We start from the raw sequence: 19,158 nt of genomic DNA, 5'->3' as shown, positions 1-19,158 counted from the left end.
AGTGTGGGAACATGACTCGTCAAAAATAGTTTACTATCGCAACTCAGCGCCGATAGCGCAATGCACGGGTAGCCTTAATTACCGCCGGCCTAAAGTGACTCTTGGATGTCCAGCCAAATCGCAGATGGTAGCTATATCTTCATACTTGTTGTTTCGCATTAACGCCTGAATCGCTTCACCCTGATCAAAACCATGCTCCAGTAACAACCACCCTTCGGCATTTAAAAAACCACGGGCCTGGCAAATAATCTTGCGAATATCATCCAGCCCATCATGTCCGGAAGTAAGTGCACTGGCGGGTTCAAACCTTACATCACCCTGACTTAAATAAGGGCTCCGCGTTTCTACATATGGTGGATTGCTCACAATCACAGAAAACTGCTCGCCCTGGACGGCGTCAAACCAATTGCTTTGCAGAAACGTTGCGTTACTAATTGCATTACGCCGGGCGTTGTCTTTAGCCAGTGCGACAGCATCAGCGACGATGTCCACGCCGGTTACCTGCGCACTCGCGCATTCTGACGCTATCGCCAGTGCAACGGAACCAGTGCCAGTGCCCAAATCCAGCACATTGGCGTCAACGGCGGGTAAACACATTAAAGCCTGCTCGACAAGTATTTCAGTATCAGGGCGAGGAATAAGCGTAGTGGGCGACACTTTAAGGGTCAATGACCAGAAGTCTCGATAGCCAGTTATATGTGCTACCGGACGGCCTTCGGCACGTTGAGCAATCAGTTGTCTGAAGCGTTCAAACTGTGCTTCAGACAACATCTTATCAGGCCATGTCAGCAACCAGGCCTGAGTCGTATCAAGCATAAACGCAAGCAGTACTCTGGCATCGAGTGCTGCGCTGTCACTGCTGGCAAGCTGGCTTTTTGCCCACGCCAACGCTTGCTGGATTTGCATTATTCGTCCGCAAGTGAGGCAAGAAGATCAGCATGATGTTCTTGTCGAATAGGCTCCAGTAGCGCGTTCAAATCTCCCTGAACCACATCTTCAAGACGATACAGGGTCAGATTGATACGGTGATCGGTGACCCTGCCCTGAGGGAAGTTATAGGTGCGAATACGCTCTGAACGATCACCACTACCCACCAGGTTGCGGCGGGTCGTTGCTTCTTCTGCCGCCCGTTTTTCTTCTTCAATCTGATTCAGACGAGCCTGCAACACTGACATCGCCTTAGCCCGGTTTTTATGCTGGGAGCGTTCATCCTGACACTCTACTACCAGGCCACTGGGAATATGGGTAATACGGATGGCCGAGTCAGTTTTATTAACATGCTGACCACCCGCGCCTGAAGCCCGGAAGGTGTCAACTTTCAGGTCTGCAGGATTGATGTCGATTGCCTCAGATTCCGGCACCTCAGGCAGCACAGCAACGGTGCAGGCAGAAGTATGAATACGGCCCTGACTTTCTGTTTCCGGGACGCGCTGCACCCGGTGGCCTCCTGACTCAAACTTCAGCGTACCGTAGGCTCCATCTCCGGACACATTGGCAATGACTTCTTTAAAGCCGCCATGCTCGCCTTCACTGGCACTGACCAGTTCTACCCGCCACCCCTGATGTTCAGCGAAACGGCTGTACATACGGAACAAGTCTCCGGCAAAAATCGCCGCTTCATCACCACCGGCGCCAGCGCGTATTTCCAGGAAGCAACTGTGATCATCATTGGGATCTCTGGGCAGCAGCAGAATTTGCAATTCTTCTTCCAGCGCGGCCAGCTCCGCCTTCGCAGACTTAATCTCTTCCTGCGCCATTTCGCGCATCTCTGCATCATCTTCTTCGAGCATTTCATTGGCAGAGGCCAGGTTCTGTTCAGCCTGACGATAAGCATTAAAGCCTTTTACTACGTCCTCTAACTGACTGTATTCCTTGGATAGCGCGCGAAACTTATCCTGATTACCGATGACGTCGGGATCGCCCAGTAACGCCTGTACCTCGTCAAAGCGCTCAACCAGGTTTTCCAGCTTATTGACAACCGACTCTTTCATTAATGTTTTACCTTATTCTTGACGCTGGTTAGACTGGTCATCCAATTCTAGCGAATCACTCAGCCACTGTTTCAGCGATGTATCACTGGTTGACGCGGCATCCCGCAAAACCCGGGTAGGCCCGTGCATCAGTGAATTGGTTAATTTATAAGCCATCTCTTTGACAACATCTTCGGGCTGTTTGCCGTCCTGTAGCTGTGCCAGTGCTTTGGCCACCAGCTCATCGCGTTGCGCGGTGCCGCGTTCACGGAATTGTCTGACCAAATCAATGGACCGCTGACTTTGCTGCCAGGATAAATAGGTTTCTACCTGTGCAGCGATAATTTGTTCTGCTTCCTGGGCGGCTTCTTCCCGCGAGGCCAGATTCTGCTCTACGATATGCTGTAAATCATCCACTGTATAGAGATATGCATCGCCCAGTTCATTGACTTCCGACTCAATGTCCCTGGGTACCGCAAGATCGACTAAAAACATGGGAATATTACGCCGTTGCCTGAGCGCTCTTTCCACCATACCCTTACCGATAAGGGGCAACTGGCTGGCGGTGGAGCTGATTACAATATCAAAGTTATGGAGCTGCTCTGGCACCTGAGCCAGGGTAAGTACATCGGCATCCAGCTTGGCAGATAAATTCTGCGCCCGGGCCACCGTACGATTTGCCACACTTAAATGCCCGACTCCCTGCTCTTTAAGATGCTGAGCTACCAGTTCGATGGTTTCGCCAGCGCCCACTAACAGCACTGAACGCTTGGGTAACGCCGAAAATATATGCTTTGCCAGTTGTACTGCGGCAAATGCGACTGATACTGCATTGGCGCCAATATCGGTTTCGGTGCGAACTTTTTTAGCCACAGAAAAAGTATGCTGAAAGAGCCGCTCAAATTCTGCACTGACGGTACCACTGTGACGGGCATCGTTGAAAGCCTGCTTCACCTGACCTAGAATCTGCGGCTCGCCCAGAATGAGAGAGTCCAGCCCGGCAGCTACCCGCATAATATGACGAATTGTTTCACCTTTGGAATATTGATAACTATGTTCGTTGATCAGCGTTTCATCTACCCGGTGAAAATCAGCCAGCCACTTTAGCACCGGCCGACATGTCGGCCAGGCACCATTAACGTAAATTTCTGTCCTGTTGCACGTCGAAACAATGACAGCTTCACTAACCCCGTCTTGCTTTTTTAATGAGGAAAGGGCCGAAACCAGGGAGTCTGGTGTAAAGGCAACTTTCTCACGTAAAGCAACAGGTGCCGTTTTGTGATTGATTCCGAGGGCAAGTAAGGTCATTTATATTCATCTGGCGACTTCGGAGCGGCATTGTACGAAAAAGGCAAAATTATTGAAAGTGTTGCTGTAATTGTGTTCCTATATATAGATCAATCAGGCCAATCGATTTTTTCTTATGCTGCTACGTTTTTGTTGTGTTTTGTCCTGCCTTTTTATTATGGCAGCCTGTACCACCCTGCCTGATGGCCCGGAAAAATCGGTCGATCTGCCTGCGCAGCTTGCCGCCCTGGAGGAAATCAACACCTGGAAAGCGTCGGGTAAAATGGCTATCCGGCAAAACCAGGAAGCGATGAGCGCCAACCTGAACTGGCGTTATGACCAGCCTGACTTTCAGTTTCGTTTAACGAATTTACTTGGGATTACGCTGGTTGATTTAAAATATACTGCCGGTCATGCTGTGTTAAAAGCCGATGACAAGGTGTTTGAAAACACTGACCCGAAACAGGTTATAGAGGCCGTAACGGGCTGGCAGTTGCCGGTCGAACGCTTACTTGACTGGATTAAGGGATTGCCCGGCCCAACCGATCAGTATCAGTTAAATGAAAAGCAACTACTCCAGTCACTGTCACCGGGAAAGTGTGAAGGCTGCGGTGCCTGGACAGTCAGTTATGCTAATTATGGACAGGTTGGTGATGTATGGCTCCCCCACGCCCTCACACTGACCAATACGCAACAAGCGAATACATTTATAAAAATCCGCATTGATAAATGGACCCTTTAGTCATGTCATTGTCCTGGTGGCCAAGCCCGGCCAAACTCAATCTTTTTTTACACATTACCGGCCGTTACGAAAACGGCTATCATCGCTTGCAGACGCTCTTTCAGATACTGGATGTTGGGGACCGCCTGGCCTTTGATATTTCTGATAACAAAAAGATCGCGCTGGCCAGTTCTCTTGCGGGGGTGGCCGATGAAGACAACCTGATATTAAAAGCGGCCCGCTTGCTTGCGCAGCATTGCAATATAAAGCAAGGTGTTACCATTCACCTGGATAAACAGTTGCCAATGGGCGGTGGAATTGGTGGCGGCTCCTCTAATGCAGCAACCACGTTGGTCGCCCTAAATCATTTATGGAATTGTCAGTTAAGTGACGCCGAGTTGGCCGCAATCGGTTTAGCGCTCGGTGCGGATGTGCCTGTATTTATTCACGGGCAAACCGCTTTTGCCGAAGGCGTAGGCGAAAAGTTTGCGCCCGTATCGCTACCAGAAAATTGGTATCTCGTTGTAAACCCCGGTGTCCAGGTGAGTACTCCAGAGATTTTTTCGCAGCCGGATTTACCCCGCTCTACTGCCCCTATTGCATGGGATAGCTATCATTTTGAGACCACCGGTAATGATTGCCAGCAAATTGTCTGTAAACGGCATCCCGAAGTTGCAAAATTATTACAGTGGTTGATACACTACGCACCGTCGCGGATGACGGGCACAGGGGCGTGCGTATTCGCCACTTTTAGTAACCAGCAGGAAGCCCGGGATGTACTGGCAAAATTGCCCGCTGACTGGACTGGCTTTGTAGCTAAAGGTGTGGCTGAGTCGCCTTTGCAAGTAAAACGACAAGAAGTGAACGCCGCTCCGGACAAAAATTAAATACCATTGGGGTATAGCCAAGTTGGTAAGGCAGCGGGTTTTGATCTCGCCATCCGTAGGTTCGAGTCCTGCTACCCCAGCCACCTCTATTTTGAATGCACTGAGGAAACACTTGTGCCAGATATGAAGCTCTTTGCAGGTAACGCCGTACCAGCACTTGCCCAGAAAGTTGCCGATCGTCTCTATACCAAGCTTGGAAACGCCAGCGTTGGCCGCTTCAGTGACGGTGAAATTAGCGTAGAAATTCATGAAAACGTCCGTGGTTCGGACGTTTTTATTATCCAGTCTACGTGCGCGCCTACTAACGACAACCTGATGGAACTTATTGTGATGATCGATGCTTTGCGTCGGGCATCAGCCGGTCGCATCACGGCGGTCATGCCTTATTTTGGTTATGCCCGTCAGGATCGTCGTGTGCGTTCCGCCCGGGTGCCTATTACGGCAAAAGTAGTTGCTGATTTCCTGTCCAATGTTGGTGTCGATCGGGTTCTTACCATTGACTTACACGCAGAACAGATTCAGGGTTTCTTTGATGTTCCTGTGGATAATGCTTTTGGGACCCCGATTCTGCTGGCCGATATGATGCGCCGTAACCTTGCTGATCCGGTGGTGGTGTCACCAGATATTGGCGGCGTTGTGCGGGCCCGTGCAACGGCCAAATTGATGAATGACACTGACCTGGCTATCATTGATAAGCGCCGTCCAAAATCCAATGTAGCACAGGTAATGAATATTATCGGCGATGTTAAAAATCGCGACTGTATTATTGTGGATGACATGATCGATACTGGCGGTACGCTGGCTAAAGCGGCAGAAGCATTGAAAAGTCACGGTGCGCGAAAAGTATTCGCTTACGCAACCCACGCAATTTTTTCAGGTAATGCGCCCAAAAATCTGCAGGATTCTGTCATCGATGAAATTATCGTTACCGATAGTATTCCCCTGAACGAACAAATGAAGAAAATTGACAAAGTTAAGCAATTAACATTGTCGGAGATGCTGGCCGAAACTATTCGCCGTATCAGCAACGAAGAATCTATTTCCGCCATGTTCGAATACTGAGTTTTTTACTTTTCTGATTACCAGAAAGACGAAGTGTCTGCAGACCCTTCGTCTTTTTTGTGCGCGCTGATTTGCCTGGCCAGCGCTGAACCGGTTATGCTGTTCACTGTCTATTCAGATAAACCCGCGTATTATTTCTCTGAATATATTTTTCCTTAACAAGGAATGCTTTATGAAAGCAAGTTTATTTGTAATGCCCTTTATGCTGTTATCTGTTGGCGCCTGTAGCCAACAGTATTCGCAGGCTGAAACCAAAACGCAAGAGCAAACCATGCAAACTAATTCTGAAGAGATTACCGGCACCCTTTTATATAAAGACCTGGAAGGCGGTTTTTATGGTTTCGACGGGGATAATGGTAATAAATATACGCTGCGTAATCTGGCGCCTGAGTATAAAAAAAATGGTATTAAGCTGCATGTCAGAGGCAGAATCAGAGAAGACATCATGACGTTTACCCAGTACGGCAGCGTCTTTGAAGTGGAAGATGTCAAAGTTTTAGATGAAAGCGGTGTTAAAGCGAAGAATAACGAATATTAACCCAATGGTATTTGTCAGTGTGAAACATCAGTGGTAGAATTCGCCGCCCTTAATTTTTGGGGCGCTATTTGGTCTAACGGCTATATTGCCTGATGGCCCCATCTAGCACGGGATGGGCTTTTGGTCGCGGAAGCCCATTTACAGTTCACATTTAATTTTTGGAGACAGTCAATGTCTGACAGTATTTTTACTTTGGATGCCAGTATCCGTACTGATAAAGGGAAAGGTGCGAGCCGCCGCCTGCGTCGTGCAGATCTGCTACCTGGAATTCTGTATGGTGGTGGCGAAGAGCCAGTTTCACTAACGCTTTTTCACAATAAAGTTAACAACTCTGCTGATTATGAAGCTTTCTACTCTCATGTTCTGACATTGAACATTGACGGAAAGAAAGTAGAAGCGTTGGTTAAAGACATGCAACGTCACCCTTACAAGCCTAAAATCACACACATCGATTTTCAGCGTGTTGTAGCGGGCGAAGATGTTCACACTAACGTGCCTTTGCATTTCATTAACGCAGAAGCAAACGAAGCAGTGAAAGCTGGTGGTATCGCTGAGCATCACCTGAACGAAATTGAAATCACTTGTCTGCCCAAGCATCTGCCAGAATATATCGAAGTTGATATTGCTGGTCTTGAAATGGACAGCACACTGCACTTGTCTGATATCGTTTTGCCTGAAGGCGTAAGCTCTGTTGAGCTGGCCAAGGAAGATCCTGATCACGACCTGACAGTAGTGACCATCAAACCTGCTCCTAAGACACCAGTCATTGACGCTGAAGAAGCTGAACGTGAAGGTGACAATGAAGAAAGTGAAGGCGAAGAAGGCAAAGAGGAGTAATCTTCTTGGCTGACATTCGCCTGATCGTGGGCCTGGGTAATCCAGGCCCCGAATATGAACAAACCCGCCATAACGCTGGCGCCTGGTTCCTTAATGAACTAGCTGCTCGGCACTCTACTTCTTTGACACCTGAGGCCAAGTTTTTCGGTAAGACAGCACGAATCTCTGTCGCTGGACAGGATGTTCGTTTGCTCTACCCCACCACCTTTATGAATAAAAGTGGTCAGTCTGTTGGCGCGCTGGCAAATTTTTATCGAATAGAACCAGAGCAAATTCTGGTAGCATTCGATGAGCTGGATTTACCGCCGGGTGTGGCAAAGTTTAAACATGGTGGTAGTTCTAGCCAGAATGGCGTTAGAGACATCGTAACGCGCCTGGCCAACAATAAAAATTTTTTGCGCTTACGAATTGGTATCGGTCACCCTGGTCATAAGTCACGGGTTACCGGTCACGTATTAGGTAAGCCTGCAACCGATGAAAAAGCGGCAATGGACGCAGTCATCGATGAAGCTGTTCGCTGCACTGATGTGCTGCTTGAAGAAGATTTAAAAACCGCACAAAATCGGCTGCACGCTTTTAAAGCCGAACTCACCAAATAATTAACCGACACAAGAGGCTAGCATGGGTTTCAAATGTGGTATCGTCGGCCTGCCGAATGTAGGTAAATCGACGCTATTCAACGCACTGACCAAAGCAGGTATTGAAGCTGCCAATTTTCCATTTTGTACCATTGAGCCCAATACCGGCGTAGTTCCCGTACCGGATCTGCGCCTGAATAAGCTGGCTGATATTGTTAATCCGCAACGTGTTATTCCAACTACCATGGAATTTGTGGATATTGCCGGTCTGGTTGAAGGCGCGTCAAAGGGTGAAGGACTTGGCAACAAATTCCTGGCCAATATCCGTGAGACAGATGCTATCGGCCACGTTGTACGCTGTTTTGATGATGACAACATTGTTCATGTGGCTGGCAAGGTGAGCCCTCTGGACGATATTGATATTATCAATACAGAACTGGCTCTGGCCGATCTTGAAACGACCGAAAAAGCCTTGTTACGGGTGGCGAAACGGGCAAAAGGTGGTGATTCAGAGGCCAAGTATGAACTTAAAGTACTGGAAAAAATAAAGCCACACCTGGATGAAGGCAAACTGCTTCGTTCCCTCGACCTGGCAAAAGAAGAGCTGGCGGCGATTGGGTATATGAATATGCTAACCCTGAAGCCGACTATGTACATTGCTAATGTTAATGACGATGGATTTGAGAATAATCCGTACCTGGATAAGGTCCGCGAAGTCGCCGAGGGTGAAAACGCTGTGGTAGTTGCAGTCTGTGCCGCCATCGAGTCAGAGATTGCAGAGCTGGACGACGATGAGCGCGATGAATTTATGCAGGATATGGGGCTTGAAGAGCCGGGCCTGAATCGCGTTATTCGTGCAGGATATAACCTGCTTAATCTGCAAACTTATTTTACCGCTGGCGAAAAAGAAGTCAGAGCCTGGACCTATCCTGAAGGCTCAACAGCCCCCCAGGCTGCTGGCAGAATTCATACTGACTTTGAAAAAGGCTTTATTCGCGCAGAAGTTGTGTCCTATGACCACTTCATCGAATATACCGGCGAACAAGGCGCTAAGGATGCCGGTAAATGGCGTCTGGAAGGCAAAGAGTATGTCGTTAAAGATGGTGATGTGATTCACTTTCGCTTTAATGTTTAAGCCCTGTTTTCTTAAAAAACCGCTGACCAGTCAGCGGTTTTTTTAGCTCAGTCACCTGTCCGATTTTCACTCGACAATATTTTCAATGACCCTTTTTACAGTCAGCGTCTTTGCTTAACATCAAAAACAGCCCCAGCGCAGCGCATATCGCGCCCAAAGGCACCACCACCCCGTAGCCCTGCTTCGTCAAGGCTGGCAGTAACCAAACATATAGCAGACAGGCTATGCTAAATAAGATACGCATTGATGTTGTCCTTTAGCGCTTGAAGCCACGAAGCCGGTTTTGCTTTCAGGTTGCATTTTTTGCCGCCAGAGCCACGCCATAAAGTGCACTGCCTGCTGCAATTCCATATCCTACTCCTTTACCAAAAGCCACCAGTGCCGGAACAAAAAAGATTCCACCAACGGCTATTTCACATTCACTTACTGTTAATTCACGCATTTATATCTCTCCTATTCGAACGCACCAGCACCATAACCCAGCGCCAGCATTGTCAGGTTTAATCCCACGTCTATACCAATAATCAGGGGGATAATTCCGCCGTTTACATCCTGTAATTCCGTAGCGGTTAATGTTTGCATTGAACTCTCCTTAGTTGTTGTAGTGTTGTGCTACAGAACCACTTTAGTAAATAATTATTGATAAGATAACTGTACCCAGGAAGGTTAATTCAAATACACGACTTTCATTGCAATACACTGGCTGATTGCATAAGCCATTGGGTCAAATATAGACAAGGTTAAGCCGGTATTAGATGCTAATATTAATTTCAGTTTTTTATATCAATTAAGCCATGAACAGCAATCTATGAAAAATTTGCTACGCCTGTTTACCAGCCTGTTATGTCTGTGTTCTTTAATGAGTAGCGCAAGCCAGCGTGAAGATGAAGGTTTCTGGTAGACCGTTCCGCAATCAGATTTAGTTTACCTGCGCACGCACCACGGCCAGGTCATCCTTGCATTAACAGACGTAATCGCACCTAACCATGCACAACGATTTCGGGAGCTGGTGAGTCAGGGCTTTTACAACAATCGTTATTTTTATCGTGTCATTGAAGGCTTTGTCGCCCAGGCCGGGTCAAACGGCACACATAAGCAAAACGGTAACACCGCATCACTGGCTGCAGAGTTTACTGGTAAGGCTGTGGAAGGATTTTATGAAGTCGAACGCCCGGCACCTTTTGCTCCTGTGAGCGGCTTTATTAACGGCTTTCCTGCTGCTACGACGCCTGACAGGACACACTACTGGCTGACCCATTGTCCAGGCATGGTGGGAATGGCCAGAGACAATAAAGCGAACACGGCCGCCACAGAGTTTTATATCGTATTGGGGCAGGCACCCCGTCATCTTGACCGAAACATGGCGTTGTTTGGACGCGTCGTCTCGGGCATGTCTGCATTACAACGTCTGCCTCGTGGTGAACAAAGCAATTACGGCGTAATTAAGGACTTTTCTCAAGCCAGTCAATTAATTGATGTGCGCCTGGGCAGTGCGCTTTCTGTTTCAGAACAAAAGAAAGTGCGGATTCAGCTACCCGGACACAGCGATTATCAGAAAAAGGTTTCTCAGGCACGTCAACTTAATAATCCGTTTTTTGTGGACACCACACTTGCGCCTCGTCCGTTGGATATTTGTTACTATCAAACCGCGATTGAGGTCAGATAAAACTGTGGAAATATCATGCAGTAACAGCAATTACTTAAAAAATCTCTGGCTTAAATCCCTTGTTTTACACTATTGCAGTATATATTCTGGCCACTTGGTAAAAGATAATAAAAAAGGGGTTGACTGCCCCCCTTCATATTCGCATAATACGCGCCACTTCCTGAGAGGGAAGAGAAATAGTGAGGCTACGTAGCTCAGTTGGTTAGAGCACATCACTCATAATGATGGGGTCGCAAGTTCGAATCTCGCCGTAGCCACCAATTTCTTTACTATCTCAGTGATGTCCAGCTAAGCGGGAGTGGTGGAATTGGTAGACACGCTGGATTTAGGTTCCAGTGCTTCACGGCGTGAGAGTTCAAGTCTCTCCTTCCGCACCATAGTTGGGGTATAGCCAAGTTGGTAAGGCAACGGGTTTTGATCCCGTCATCCGTAGGTTCGAGTCCTGCTACCCCAGCCATTTTACCAAAATAGTTGCGAATGTGATTCGTGATTATATTGGGGTATAGCCAAGTTGGTAAGGCAACGGGTTTTGATCCCGTCATCCGTAGGTTCGAGTCCTGCTACCCCAGCCATATTAAAAAGACCGGTCATCAGACCGGTTTTTTTATCCTGGTTTTAGGCTACGTAGCTCAGTTGGTTAGAGCACATCACTCATAATGATGGGGTCGCAAGTTCAAATCTCGCCGTAGCCACCATGTTTTATAAGAAAAATGCTATCGCGGGAGTGGTGGAATTGGTAGACACGCTGGATTTAGGTTCCAGTGCTTCACGGCGTGAGAGTTCAAGTCTCTCCTTCCGCACCATAATTGGGGTATAGCCAAGTTGGTAAGGCAACGGGTTTTGATCCCGTCATCCGTAGGTTCGAGTCCTGCTACCCCAGCCATATTAGGAAAACCGGCCTCTGGCCGGTTTTTTTGTTTCCCGGCTCATCATTTTCCAGACATTTTTTTTATTATATATTCGATCAATAGCAGCAGAATAACGCCCCGGTTACTTTCGCATCTGGGTGTGCATGGTAATATGCGGACCAACAATAAAAAGTACTCCTCAAGGAAACGCTGTGATAGACACGATTGTTGCTGCCGTGAACAACGTCTTATGGGGCGAAGGATTTGCCGTAAATGCAGATCTGCCGGGTCTTGGTCCCACCGAGCTTGCAACCGGCCCTCTGCTGATTTATATGCTCGTATTTTGCGGCATCTGGTTCACTGTTAAGCTGGGCGGTGTCCAGTTTAAGCACTTCTTTTACATGTTCTCTGTCATGAAAGGCAGCACCCGCTCGACCAAAGAAGGAATAAGCTCATTTCAGGCGCTTTGTACGAGTCTTTCTGCCCGGGTAGGTACAGGCAACCTTGCGGGTGTTGCAGTGGCAATCTCCTTAGGCGGCGCAGGCGCTATTTTCTGGATGTGGATGATAGCGCTTATAGGCATGGCCACCGGATTTGCAGAAAGTGTGCTGGGCCAGTTATATAAAGTCAGAGATGACAATGGCGAATTTCGTGGCGGGCCTGCCTATTATATCAAGCAGGGGCTTGGCAAAACCTGGCTGGCTGTGGCGTTTTCGCTTTGTTTATTTTTTGGCTACGGCTTCGTGTTCAGCGCTGTCCAGGCTAACACTATCACCGATGCATTAGAAAACGCCTATGCCATACCCACTCTGTATTCGGGGCTGGCCATTATTGTGATGGCAGCGCTTATCGTGGTGGGTGGATTACGGGGAATAGCGCGTTTTGCTGAGTTAGCGGTACCTTTTATGGGCGTAGGTTATATTCTGGTGGCGCTGGTAGTCACAGCACTTAACATCACCGAAGTGCCCGCAATGTTAGCCCATATAGTCAGCGCAGCATTCGGGTTAGAAGAAGCCGGCGCCGGCGCCTTGGGTGCAGCCATTAAAAATGGTATCCAGCGGGGATTATACTCCAACGAAGCAGGCTCAGGTAGTGTGCCTCATGCGGCGGCCGGTGCGGCGCCTAACCCCAATCATCCGGTCTCTCAGGGCTATGTGCAGATGCTGGGGGTATTCTTTGATACCGTAATTTTATGTACCTGCACTGCTTTCATTATTTTGTTAGCCGGCATTGAAAACTCTGCAGAGGGAATGGGCGGGATAGGTCTGACCCAGGATGCGCTGACTGTACACATCGGTGGTTCAGGCACTGACTTTATCTCTGCAGCTATCTGTCTGTTCGCATTTACCTCAGTGGTGGCAAATTATGCATATGGTGAGAGTAATCTGCACATGTTTAAACTGGATAATAAACCTGGCCGTCTGATTTACACAGCAGGTTACCTGGGTATGATCTTGTGGGGATCTATGGCTGCCCTGCCTACCGTGTGGGCGATGGCAGATATGGCGTTGGGCCTGATGTCGGTAATTAATATCATTGCGATTGTGTGGATGACACCTACTATCGTGGCCATCAGCAAGGATTATTTCACAAAACGCCAGCGCGGAGAGCGGCCCGAATATAAAACGGGTGACTGTAACATTCAGGGTAGTACGGAAAAGAATATCTGGTAAGACGCAGATAACGGTAAGGCGGCTTGTGTGCCGCCCTACTCTGCCAACACTATTTTTTTTCCGGATTCCATTTAAACGCTTCGAATGCTTCATCGACCGGCGTGTTTGCCATGTGATTGGTATAATTGCTCATTATCTTTTGGGCATAAATAAGCACAATCTCCAGCAATTGCTGCCGCTCGTATCCAACATTGAAAAATTCACTTAGTGAGTCATCATCAATTCGCCCGCGGTTACGTATGATAGATAAAACCGCGTGCTTCAAAACTCTCAGCTTATCATCTTCGAGAGCTTCATCATTGCGCAACGCGTCAATCAACGCATCACTGACGCCCATATTTTTGGCTATCCCGGTGTGCGCGGGTACACAGTAATGGCACTCATTTTCCACGTTAATGGTTTGCCATACAACAGTGAGCTCGTCCTTATTGAAGGACGTTTTTTGCGCCAAATCGTGAAGTTTCTGATACCCCTCGAGAAGCGTTGGCGCTTCAGCCATTACGCCGTGTAAATTAGGTATCATCCCAAAGTCTTCTTCAGATTTTTTCAGTAGCGGCCTGGCATCATCCGGAGCACTATCTTTATCGTATATCTTGTATTCAGTTCTATTCTCAGCCATGTGTTTCTACCTGCTGTTTTAGTGAATGTGCGTATGTATATGGGTTTACTTGAACATTTGTTCAAGAGACAATGAAAAAATAATCTTTAGCAGCGTTAAATCAGGCTGGTGTGTAGTGGTACAGCAATCCAACGAATTACTGGATAAAGTGACAGAGCTATTCTGGGCCAAGGGGTTTCAGGCAACCAGTATGCGCGATGTGCAGCATGCCCTGAATATGCGACCGGGAAGTTTATACGCCCGCTTCCCGGGCAAGTCGGCGTTATTTGTGCAGGTAATGGAGCATTATGCCGGCCAGCTTAAAGCGCATTTGCTGACTATCGCCCAGGCCTCTGATCTCATTGAGGCAACACGCATGTTTTTCACCCAGGAACTGCTCCGTGCACCTGATAAACGTTACCAACGGCAGTGTTTACTGATAAATGCGATGGCCGAGCGCTCCAAGCTAGACGACAATGCTGCTGTAGCGCTTGATGCAGCACTAAATGATGTGGAAGATGGTTTCAGACATTTGATTAGTGCGTTACAGCATCATCACTTTGTTACTCAGACGGTTCCTGCTAAGATCGTTGCCAAATGGTTGCAAACGCAGTTTATTGCATTGCGGCATACTGCCTATCGGTCCGCCGATGATGCCGGCGTAGCCTATCATATTGATAAACTCTTACTGGACCTACAGGGACAGTGGCCAACTAGCCACGGATCATCATCATCACCAGCTGAATTACCAGACTAATCATAATCAGGGGCCAGATCCAGCGGGCAATTTTAGACGCTGTCTCGCTACTTACCCGCATATTTGAACGCTCAATCAAAGGCACAATGATAAACAGTGCTAAGAACAAAATACCCAGAATAATCAATACTTCCATTACTGGATCCCCATCGCGTATTTTAGAACGTGGCGCTTTGCTGGTAATGCATTTTGCGCCACACTGAGTAGTTGATTACGCAGCCATTTCAAAGGTGGATTATCATTACTGAATAGCCAGTAAAGCCCGTCCATTGCGCTCATCATCGCCAGATTATCTCTTCTGCGCTGTGGCTCATAGGACATCTTCAATCCTTCTGATAACGACTGGGGTGACCTGTGTACATCAGTGAGGGCTAAAAATGCTTTTACATCTTTATACCCGATATTGACACCCTGCCCCGCCAGCGGATTGATGGTATGAGCAGCATCACCCAGCAGCACTGCCTGATGCTTGATGTATTGCTGCGCGTGCATTCGCGTTAAGGGGAAGGCGGCTTTTTTTACTATTTTGAAATCACCCGCATGACCTGGAAACGCCTTTTTTATACGTTGTGTCAGGGCGTTATCATCCAGCTGACTAAGGGACTTTATGGTGGCCGGATCATCGTACCAGATAAATGATCCATAGGTGTCATACATAGGCAAAAATGCTCTTGGCCCACTGGTATGAAAAGCTTGCCAGGTCCACCCCGCAGCAGGTGTTGCAAGTTTAACCACGATACCCAGTGCCTGCTGCCCGTATTGCCAGCCAGACACACCAATTCCGGCCTGCCGACGCACCAGGGAATTGGCACCATCGGCCCCGATTACCCATCGGCATTGCACGGTAATGTCAGCATTTAGCACTACATGCGCACCGTGGGGCTGATTGAAGATTATTTTTTCCGGTTTGTCGCTGAATAAGGTCAGATTAGCACCATTGTTATGGGCTTTGATGGCGGCCAGGCAGGCAGATTGAACAAGACGGTTCTCAACAAAATATCCTAGTCGATCGGTGTCGAGCATTGCTGCATCAAAGTCAGTGCGCGCACCGTTGTTTTCCCATACTGATAAACGATCATAAGCGCGAATGCGTGACTCTGGTATCCGTGTCCAGGCCCCCAGACTGTCGAGCAGTTGTGTCGAGGCAACAGAAAATGCTGACAACCTCAGGTCAGGCGGCTGATTTTCTTCAAACGAATCAGGAACCTGGGGTTCAAGCAACGCCACTGTATAACCCTGACGCACCAATCCTAACGCTGTGGCTGCGCCAATCAACCCACCGCCGTTTACGCAAAAATCAAACATAAGCTCTCCTGCCTGTAATGCCCTCATTATGGCCTAAAGCCACATGTGAGTCATGATTTGTGGCAATAAGTTAATCCGACTCAACAAAGATTTAATTTCGCCAGCGCCTGAATCGCTGGGCAAACCGGCGCAAAACAGGTAAAATACGCGGCTATTTTGAACATCTACTGGCACCCGATTCAAAAGGCTGCGCCGCCACGGTGGTTTTCGTAATGGATGCGATCATTCACGCCGCCGGGCATGGTTCTGTGCCGGTAACTTAACTGTATACTGAAGTTACTATGACTAAAAAGTTGTATATCAAAACCTGGGGCTGTCAAATGAACGAGTATGACTCGGACAAGATGGCCGATTTACTGGATGCCACGCATGGATTTACCCGCGCTGAAGAGCCGGAGGACGCGGATGTTATTCTGTTAAATACTTGCTCAATCCGTGAAAAAGCACAGGAGAAAGTATTTCATCAGTTAGGTCGCTGGAAAAATCTGAAAAAAGATAACCCTGAACTGGTTATTGGCGTGGGTGGTTGTGTTGCGTCGCAGGAAGGTGAAGCCATCCGTCAGCGAGCCCCTTTCGTAGATTTGGTATTTGGCCCTCAGACCCTGCACCGACTACCTGAAATGATCAAGCAACTCAATGGCGGGGCTAAGTCGGTAGTCGATGTCAGCTTTCCTGAGATTGAAAAGTTCGACAGCCTGCCTGAGCCCAAGGCTGTTGGCCCTACAGCATTTGTTTCTATCATGGAAGGTTGTTCGAAATATTGCAGTTTTTGTGTAGTGCCCTATACCCGAGGCGAAGAAGTCAGTCGGCCGCTGGATGATGTGCTTCTGGAAGTCGCACAACTCGCGGAACAAGGCGTTCGTGAAGTTAATCTGTTGGGTCAGAATGTTAACGCCTACCGTGGTGAGCAGGATGACGGTACCGTGTGCCGGTTCTCAGAATTATTGGAGCTGGTAGCGGCTATCGATGGGATTGACCGAATCCGTTACACCACGTCTCATCCGGTGGAATTCACTGACGATATTATTGCTGTTTACGAAACGGTTCCTGAGCTTGTCGATCATCTGCACTTGCCGGTGCAAAGCGGTTCTGATCGCGTATTGAATCTGATGAAGCGCGGTCATACTGCGCTGGAATACAAGTCGCGTATCCGCAAGCTGCGCAAGGTACGTCCAAATATTAGTATGTCCTCTGATTTTATCATCGGTTTTCCGGGCGAAACTGATGCCGACTTTGAAGCTACCATGGACTTAATTCAGGCTGTAGATTTTGATCTGAGTTTCAGCTTTATCTACAGTGCACGTCCGGGGACACCCGCTGCGGATGCTGTTGATGATGTTTCTGAAGAAACTAAAAAACAACGACTTCATCTATTGCAACAACGCATCAGCCAGCAGGCATTGCGCATTGCCCGCAACATGGTCGGTACCGAGCAAAGAATTTTAGTTGAAGGTCCGTCGAAAAAGAATCCTATGGAACTCTCAGGGCGTACTGAAAATAATCGGGTGGTCAATTTTGAAGGCTCCCCGGATATGGTAGGTGAATTTGTGGACGTAGCGATTACCGACGTCTTTTCAAACTCTTTACGCGGCGACGTCGTCCGACGCGAAAGCGATATGGGGTTGCGTGTTGCCGTTTCGCCCCAATCTATAACCGCAAAGCATCAGGGGTCTCAACCAGATGCGCTGGGCGTGGGCCAGTTTGTACCCACCGCATAAATTTTTGATAGCGAGGATTTTAAAAGCTTGAGTAATTTGGTAACTAACGAGATTGTACTTGAGCCGGCAGACAATAAACGTTTGTCGGTACTGTGTGGGCCTTTTGATGACAACATCAAGCAAATTGAACGCAGATTGGGTGTTGAAATCACCTACCGCAATAATACTTTCAAGGTATTTGGCGAAGACATGCAGTCTAATGGTGCTGTGCAGTTACTCAAAAATCTGTATGTTGAGACACAGCCGGTTAAAGGCCAGCCACCCGAGCTGACGCCCGAACAGGTTCATCTCGCCATTCAGGAATCCCGTGTGTTGGAAAAAGACAGCAGCGGGTCATCCCATAGCAAAGATGTAAATATCAAGACCAAGCGTGGGGTCATCAAACCACGCAATCCAAATCAGAGCCAGTATGTAGAGAATATTCTAAATCATGATATCACCTTTGGTATTGGCCCCGCCGGTACAGGTAAAACCTATCTGGCTGTAGCTGCAGCGGTGGATGCGCTGGAGCGTCAGGAAGTTCGGCGAATTCTTTTGACCCGGCCCGCGGTAGAAGCCGGTGAAAAACTTGGCTTCTTACCCGGTGATCTTTCTCAGAAAGTGGACCCGTATTTGCGCCCACTTTACGATGCCCTGTTCGAAATGCTTGGGTTTGAAAAAGTCGAAAAACTGATGGAGCGTAACATCATTGAAGTGGCTCCCCTTGCCTACATGCGCGGTCGGACGCTCAACGATGCATTTATTATTCTCGATGAAAGCCAGAACACTACCACGGAACAAATGAAGATGTTTTTGACCCGGATTGGGTTTAATTCTAAGGCAGTGATCACCGGTGACATTACCCAAATCGATTTGCCACGAGGCGCGCGTTCGGGCTTGCGTCATGCTATTGAAGTATTGCGAGAGGTTAAAGACATATCGTTTAACTTCTTCACCGCTAACGATGTTGTTCGTCACCCTGTCGTAGCCAGAATCGTCCAGGCATACGAAACGTATGATACGAAACAGGAAGCGATAAAAATCGCGAAAAAAGAACAGGCACTGAATGACCGGCAAAATAAAGATGATACCAGCGCCTCATGACGGCTCTGATTGATATTCAGCTTGTATACGACGGCGATGACGTCATCGCCGCTCAAATCCCCTCAGCTGAAGATTTGCAGCGCTGGGGGGACACCGTCCTTGCGTATTTAGCACTCGGCGAGCAGGAATTCACTGCCCGGTTTGTTGGTGAAAAAGAGTCTCGCACCCTTAACTACCAATACAGAGGTATAGATAAATCCACCAACGTTCTTTCCTTTCCTTTCGAGTCCCCCCCTGGCATTGAGCTTCCCCTATTGGGTGATCTGGTTATCTGCGCGCCGGTAATAGGCGCAGAAGCTAAGGCGCAGAACAAGCAGGTTACTAACCATTATGCCCACATGATTGTGCATGGTATTTTGCATCTATTGGGCTATGATCACATTAATGACGCAGACGCGCAGGAAATGGAAGCGCTGGAAATTCGGATACTTGCTGAATTAGGCATTGACGACCCGTATCAAGATGATTACTTTGACAATTGATTCACAACATAAA

The 19,158-nt window shown here is 48.1% G+C and carries 22 protein-coding genes and 8 tRNA genes; 21 read left to right on the top strand and 9 right to left on the bottom strand.

From position 1 onward, the window contains the following. Positions 1-78 precede the first annotated feature (78 nt). Genes prmC through hemA form a run of 3 tightly spaced genes read right to left on the bottom strand, consistent with a single transcriptional unit; the run spans position 79 to position 3,278 of the window. Positions 79-906: a peptide chain release factor N(5)-glutamine methyltransferase gene (prmC, locus tag F458_RS0113455; protein WP_018983946.1), complete on the bottom strand. Its 828-nt coding sequence runs from the start codon at positions 904-906 to the stop codon at positions 79-81. Further along, entirely contained in the window at positions 906-1,991 is a 1,086-nt protein-coding gene (prfA, locus tag F458_RS0113450) for a peptide chain release factor 1 (protein WP_018983945.1), read from the bottom strand. Before prfA ends, prmC begins: the two co-directional genes overlap by 1 nt. Positions 1,992-2,003: 12 nt before the next feature. Continuing rightward, entirely contained in the window at positions 2,004-3,278 is a 1,275-nt protein-coding gene (gene hemA, locus F458_RS0113445) for a glutamyl-tRNA reductase (protein WP_018983944.1), read from the bottom strand. Positions 3,279-3,435: 157 nt separating this feature from the next. Here hemA and lolB point away from each other — a divergent pair, with 157 nt between their 5' ends. The 8 genes from lolB to ychF all read left to right on the top strand — a co-directional run bounded on the left by lolB (position 3,436) and on the right by ychF (position 9,015). Then, positions 3,436-3,999 carry a lipoprotein insertase outer membrane protein LolB gene (lolB, locus tag F458_RS0113440; protein ID WP_018983943.1) on the top strand — a complete coding sequence of 188 codons (564 nt, stop codon included), beginning with the start codon at positions 3,436-3,438 and terminating at the stop codon, positions 3,997-3,999. Next, positions 3,987-4,865, top strand: a complete 879-nt coding sequence (gene ispE / locus F458_RS0113435; RefSeq protein WP_018983942.1) for a 4-(cytidine 5'-diphospho)-2-C-methyl-D-erythritol kinase — start codon at positions 3,987-3,989, stop codon at positions 4,863-4,865. Before lolB ends, ispE begins: the two co-directional genes overlap by 13 nt. Before the next feature lie 7 nt (positions 4,866-4,872). Beyond that, positions 4,873-4,948: transfer RNA gene (locus F458_RS0113430), tRNA-Gln, on the top strand. A gap of 31 nt (positions 4,949-4,979) precedes the next feature. Continuing rightward, positions 4,980-5,927 carry a ribose-phosphate pyrophosphokinase gene (locus tag F458_RS0113425; protein ID WP_018983941.1) on the top strand — a complete coding sequence of 316 codons (948 nt, stop codon included), beginning with the start codon at positions 4,980-4,982 and terminating at the stop codon, positions 5,925-5,927. A 172-nt stretch (positions 5,928-6,099) separates the two neighbouring features. Beyond that, positions 6,100-6,465 carry a hypothetical protein gene (locus F458_RS19595; RefSeq protein ID WP_018983940.1) on the top strand — a complete coding sequence of 122 codons (366 nt, stop codon included), beginning with the start codon at positions 6,100-6,102 and terminating at the stop codon, positions 6,463-6,465. Between the two features lie 171 nt (positions 6,466-6,636). After that, positions 6,637-7,302 carry a 50S ribosomal protein L25/general stress protein Ctc gene (locus F458_RS0113415; RefSeq protein WP_018983939.1) on the top strand — a complete coding sequence of 222 codons (666 nt, stop codon included), beginning with the start codon at positions 6,637-6,639 and terminating at the stop codon, positions 7,300-7,302. Positions 7,303-7,307: 5 nt separating this feature from the next. Beyond that, positions 7,308-7,901: an aminoacyl-tRNA hydrolase gene (gene pth, locus F458_RS0113410; RefSeq protein WP_018983938.1), complete on the top strand. Its 594-nt coding sequence runs from the start codon at positions 7,308-7,310 to the stop codon at positions 7,899-7,901. Positions 7,902-7,923: 22 nt separating this feature from the next. Further along, a complete protein-coding gene (gene ychF, locus F458_RS0113405) occupies positions 7,924-9,015 on the top strand; it encodes a redox-regulated ATPase YchF (protein WP_018983937.1) in 1,092 nt (363 codons plus the stop codon). A gap of 82 nt (positions 9,016-9,097) precedes the next feature. On the opposite strand, the gene F458_RS20710 is transcribed toward ychF, so the two are convergent. Genes F458_RS20710 through F458_RS20505 form a run of 3 tightly spaced genes read right to left on the bottom strand, consistent with a single transcriptional unit; the run spans position 9,098 to position 9,597 of the window. Continuing rightward, positions 9,098-9,259, bottom strand: coding sequence for a hypothetical protein (locus F458_RS20710; RefSeq protein WP_018983936.1), 162 nt, complete (start codon positions 9,257-9,259; stop codon positions 9,098-9,100). Positions 9,260-9,304: 45 nt separating this feature from the next. Continuing rightward, positions 9,305-9,457: a hypothetical protein gene (locus F458_RS20705; RefSeq protein WP_018983935.1), complete on the bottom strand. Its 153-nt coding sequence runs from the start codon at positions 9,455-9,457 to the stop codon at positions 9,305-9,307. Positions 9,458-9,468: 11 nt separating this feature from the next. Continuing rightward, on the bottom strand, positions 9,469-9,597 hold the full coding sequence (locus F458_RS20505; protein ID WP_018983934.1) for a class IIb bacteriocin, lactobin A/cerein 7B family: 129 nt from the start codon (positions 9,595-9,597) through the stop codon (positions 9,469-9,471). Between the two features lie 346 nt (positions 9,598-9,943). Between F458_RS20505 and F458_RS19590 the strand changes: the two genes are divergently transcribed. From F458_RS19590 to F458_RS0113345, 9 genes are all read left to right on the top strand, one after another. Continuing rightward, positions 9,944-10,681 (top strand): peptidylprolyl isomerase, encoded by a 738-nt coding sequence (locus tag F458_RS19590; protein ID WP_083928635.1) that lies wholly within the window; start codon positions 9,944-9,946, stop codon positions 10,679-10,681. Positions 10,682-10,864: 183 nt separating this feature from the next. Then, a tRNA-Met gene (locus tag F458_RS0113380) sits at positions 10,865-10,941 on the top strand. A 32-nt stretch (positions 10,942-10,973) separates the two neighbouring features. Next, positions 10,974-11,058: transfer RNA gene (locus F458_RS0113375), tRNA-Leu, on the top strand. Between the two features lie 4 nt (positions 11,059-11,062). Continuing rightward, positions 11,063-11,138 (top strand) — tRNA-Gln (locus F458_RS0113370). 39 nt (positions 11,139-11,177) lie between these two features. Next, positions 11,178-11,253: transfer RNA gene (locus tag F458_RS0113365), tRNA-Gln, on the top strand. Between the two features lie 46 nt (positions 11,254-11,299). Beyond that, positions 11,300-11,376, top strand: a tRNA-Met gene (locus F458_RS0113360). A 23-nt stretch (positions 11,377-11,399) separates the two neighbouring features. Continuing rightward, a tRNA-Leu gene (locus F458_RS0113355) sits at positions 11,400-11,484 on the top strand. 4 nt (positions 11,485-11,488) lie between these two features. Beyond that, positions 11,489-11,564, top strand: a tRNA-Gln gene (locus tag F458_RS0113350). Between the two features lie 177 nt (positions 11,565-11,741). Then, a complete protein-coding gene (locus F458_RS0113345; RefSeq protein WP_018983932.1) occupies positions 11,742-13,202 on the top strand; it encodes an alanine/glycine:cation symporter family protein in 1,461 nt (486 codons plus the stop codon). A 49-nt stretch (positions 13,203-13,251) separates the two neighbouring features. Here the strand turns inward: F458_RS0113345 and F458_RS0113340 are convergent, their stop codons facing one another. Beyond that, positions 13,252-13,821 (bottom strand): carboxymuconolactone decarboxylase family protein, encoded by a 570-nt coding sequence (locus tag F458_RS0113340; RefSeq protein WP_018983931.1) that lies wholly within the window; start codon positions 13,819-13,821, stop codon positions 13,252-13,254. 115 nt (positions 13,822-13,936) lie between these two features. Here F458_RS0113340 and F458_RS20190 point away from each other — a divergent pair, with 115 nt between their 5' ends. Beyond that, positions 13,937-14,557 carry a TetR/AcrR family transcriptional regulator gene (locus tag F458_RS20190; RefSeq protein WP_018983930.1) on the top strand — a complete coding sequence of 207 codons (621 nt, stop codon included), beginning with the start codon at positions 13,937-13,939 and terminating at the stop codon, positions 14,555-14,557. On the opposite strand, the gene F458_RS0113330 is transcribed toward F458_RS20190, so the two are convergent. Together F458_RS0113330 and F458_RS0113325 are read right to left on the bottom strand one after the other, a co-directional pair. Further along, entirely contained in the window at positions 14,514-14,693 is a 180-nt protein-coding gene (locus F458_RS0113330) for a hypothetical protein (RefSeq protein WP_018983929.1), read from the bottom strand. The genes F458_RS20190 and F458_RS0113330 overlap by 44 nt on opposite strands. Then, on the bottom strand, positions 14,693-15,862 hold the full coding sequence (locus tag F458_RS0113325; protein WP_018983928.1) for an FAD-dependent monooxygenase: 1,170 nt from the start codon (positions 15,860-15,862) through the stop codon (positions 14,693-14,695). The genes F458_RS0113330 and F458_RS0113325 overlap by 1 nt, the downstream gene beginning before the upstream one ends. Before the next feature lie 281 nt (positions 15,863-16,143). Here F458_RS0113325 and miaB point away from each other — a divergent pair, with 281 nt between their 5' ends. Genes miaB through ybeY form a run of 3 tightly spaced genes read left to right on the top strand, consistent with a single transcriptional unit; the run spans position 16,144 to position 19,145 of the window. Beyond that, complete coding sequence (gene miaB / locus F458_RS0113320) at positions 16,144-17,580, top strand: tRNA (N6-isopentenyl adenosine(37)-C2)-methylthiotransferase MiaB (protein WP_018983927.1); 1,437 nt, start codon at positions 16,144-16,146, stop codon at positions 17,578-17,580. Positions 17,581-17,607: 27 nt separating this feature from the next. Continuing rightward, a complete protein-coding gene (locus tag F458_RS0113315; RefSeq protein WP_018983926.1) occupies positions 17,608-18,663 on the top strand; it encodes a PhoH family protein in 1,056 nt (351 codons plus the stop codon). After that, a complete protein-coding gene (gene ybeY, locus F458_RS0113310) occupies positions 18,660-19,145 on the top strand; it encodes an rRNA maturation RNase YbeY (RefSeq protein WP_018983925.1) in 486 nt (161 codons plus the stop codon). The genes F458_RS0113315 and ybeY overlap by 4 nt, the downstream gene beginning before the upstream one ends. The last annotated feature ends 13 nt before the right edge of the window (positions 19,146-19,158 follow it).

The organism is Salinimonas chungwhensis DSM 16280, from assembly GCF_000378185.1.
GTDB classification, from domain to species: domain Bacteria; phylum Pseudomonadota; class Gammaproteobacteria; order Enterobacterales; family Alteromonadaceae; genus Alteromonas; species Alteromonas chungwhensis.
The sequence above is the reverse complement of the archived record's forward strand: the minus strand, read 5'-3'. Positions and strand labels throughout refer to the sequence as shown.

What these genes read in the sequence shown, in the direction of transcription:
- prmC (WP_018983946.1), bottom strand. Translation starts at nt 906, where the DNA reads ATGCAAATCCAGCAAGCGTTGGCGTGGGCAAAAAGCCAGCTTGCCAGC.
- prfA (WP_018983945.1), bottom strand. Translation starts at nt 1,991, where the DNA reads ATGAAAGAGTCGGTTGTCAATAAGCTGGAAAACCTGGTTGAGCGCTTT.
- hemA (WP_018983944.1), bottom strand. Translation starts at nt 3,278, where the DNA reads ATGACCTTACTTGCCCTCGGAATCAATCACAAAACGGCACCTGTTGCT.
- lolB (WP_018983943.1), top strand. Translation starts at nt 3,436, where the DNA reads ATGGCAGCCTGTACCACCCTGCCTGATGGCCCGGAAAAATCGGTCGAT.
- ispE (WP_018983942.1), top strand. Translation starts at nt 3,987, where the DNA reads ATGGACCCTTTAGTCATGTCATTGTCCTGGTGGCCAAGCCCGGCCAAA.
- F458_RS19595 (WP_018983940.1), top strand. Translation starts at nt 6,100, where the DNA reads ATGAAAGCAAGTTTATTTGTAATGCCCTTTATGCTGTTATCTGTTGGC.
- F458_RS0113415 (WP_018983939.1), top strand. Translation starts at nt 6,637, where the DNA reads ATGTCTGACAGTATTTTTACTTTGGATGCCAGTATCCGTACTGATAAA.
- ychF (WP_018983937.1), top strand. Translation starts at nt 7,924, where the DNA reads ATGGGTTTCAAATGTGGTATCGTCGGCCTGCCGAATGTAGGTAAATCG.
- F458_RS20710 (WP_018983936.1), bottom strand. Translation starts at nt 9,259, where the DNA reads ATGCGTATCTTATTTAGCATAGCCTGTCTGCTATATGTTTGGTTACTG.
- F458_RS20705 (WP_018983935.1), bottom strand. Translation starts at nt 9,457, where the DNA reads ATGCGTGAATTAACAGTAAGTGAATGTGAAATAGCCGTTGGTGGAATC.
- F458_RS20505 (WP_018983934.1), bottom strand. Translation starts at nt 9,597, where the DNA reads ATGCAAACATTAACCGCTACGGAATTACAGGATGTAAACGGCGGAATT.
- F458_RS0113340 (WP_018983931.1), bottom strand. Translation starts at nt 13,821, where the DNA reads ATGGCTGAGAATAGAACTGAATACAAGATATACGATAAAGATAGTGCT.
- F458_RS0113330 (WP_018983929.1), bottom strand. Translation starts at nt 14,693, where the DNA reads ATGGAAGTATTGATTATTCTGGGTATTTTGTTCTTAGCACTGTTTATC.
- F458_RS0113325 (WP_018983928.1), bottom strand. Translation starts at nt 15,862, where the DNA reads ATGTTTGATTTTTGCGTAAACGGCGGTGGGTTGATTGGCGCAGCCACA.
- miaB (WP_018983927.1), top strand. Translation starts at nt 16,144, where the DNA reads ATGACTAAAAAGTTGTATATCAAAACCTGGGGCTGTCAAATGAACGAG.
- ybeY (WP_018983925.1), top strand. Translation starts at nt 18,660, where the DNA reads ATGACGGCTCTGATTGATATTCAGCTTGTATACGACGGCGATGACGTC.